This is a genomic window from Rhodoferax sp., from assembly GCF_014859475.1.
Lineage (GTDB): Bacteria > Pseudomonadota > Gammaproteobacteria > Burkholderiales > Burkholderiaceae_C > Rhodoferax.
On sequence record NZ_JACUUE010000333.1, the window covers coordinates 1 to 1,640 of the forward strand.

1 protein-coding gene is annotated in these 1,640 nt (G+C 64.0%); it reads left to right on the plus strand.

The genetic code is table 11. The features are described from left to right. A partial coding sequence (locus IBX54_RS14995) for a tetratricopeptide repeat protein (protein ID WP_296543449.1) occupies window positions 1-1,640 on the plus strand: 1,640 nt, incomplete at both ends.

Sequence of the window (1,640 nt, forward strand, 5' to 3'; positions counted from 1 at the left end):
GCGCTGCACCTGCTCGGCCTGATCGAGCACCAGCAGGGCCGCAGCGCCCACGGCCTTGAGCTGATTCAAAGAGCCGTCCAGGCCCGGCCAAATGACCCCACGTTTCACTTCAACCTGGGCAATATGCACCAGGACCTGGGCCAACTGGATGCGGCCATCGCATGCTTCGGGCAGGCGCTGCGGCTCCAGCCCGGTTTTGCCGAGGCACACCTTGCCCTGGGCACGGCGTTCAAAGCCAAAAACCGCTTGATCGAAGCCATCGCCAGCTACCGCAAGGCCTTGTCCATCGCGCCCGACTTTGCCCAAGCGCACGAGAATCTGGGCAATGCGTTCAAGGAAACCGGGCAGTTCGACCAGGCCATCGCCAGCTACCGGCAGGCGCTTTTGCTGCGGCCCGATCAAGCCGACCTCCACAGCAAACTCGGTCTGGCGCTGCACTCGGCGGGCCGGCTGGAGGAAGCCATTGCCAGCTACCGCCGGGCGCTGCAGCTCAACCCTGCCATCGACGGGCTGCACTCGATCCTGGGCGACCTGCTGCTGGGGCTGGGTCACCTTGACGAGGCCATCGCCAGCTACCGCCAGGCGCTTGCCAGCGCGCCGGATGCCCCCGACGTCTTCAGCAATTTGTTGTTCGCCCTGCAATGCGCGAGCCATTGCACGCCGGCTGCGCTGTTTGCCGAACACCAGCGCTACGCCGAGCGCTTTGAAGCGCCGCTCAAACCGCACTGGCAACCGCACGGCAACCGTCGTGAGCCCGGGCGCCGCCTTAAAGTGGGCTATGTTTCGGGCGATTTTTACAATGGTTCTGTGGCTTATTTTCTGGAACCTATCCTCGCCTGCCACGACAAAACCCGCTTCGAGATTTTTGCTTACTACAACCACGACGTTCACGACAGCCATACCGACCTGATGATGCGCAGCACGGACCACTGGTGCGTCTGCAACGCCCTGAGCGACGATCAACTCGAAGCGCGCATCCGTCTCGATGCCATCGACATCCTGGTCGATCTGTCGGGCCATACCGGGCGCAATCGCCTGCCGGTCTTTGCCCGCAAGCCCGCGCCCGTGCAGGCCAGCTATATCGGCTACCCCGGCAGCACCGGTTTGACCGCCTTCGACTACCGCATCAGCGACCCCTGGCAAGACCCACCGGGCCTCACCGAGCGCTACCACAGCGAGGCGCTGGTGCGCATTCCCGGCGGCATGGCCTTTGCGCCCGAGCCCAACGCGCCTGAAGTGAATGCACTGCCAGCGCTGAGTTCTGGCGAACTGGTCTTGGCCTGCCTGAACAACCTGAGCAAGGTGAACCCGGCGGTCATCAACTTGTGGGCGCGCATTTTGCAGGCGCTGCCCCAAGCGCGGCTGATGCTGGGCAATGTAATGAACAAAGGCATCCGCCAGCGGCTTCTTGATTTATTCAGCCAGGCCGGCATTGGCCCCGAGCGGCTCATCTTGCAGCCGCGCGTGGGCATGGCCGAGTACCTGGCGCTGCATCACCAAATTGACATTGCGCTCGACCCCTTCCCCTACAACGGCGGCACCACCACCATGCACTCACTGTGGATGGGTGTGCCGGTCATTGCGCTGGCCGGCGAGCAGCCTGTGGCGCGCCTGTGTGCGGCGCACCTGTCGCGGGTGGG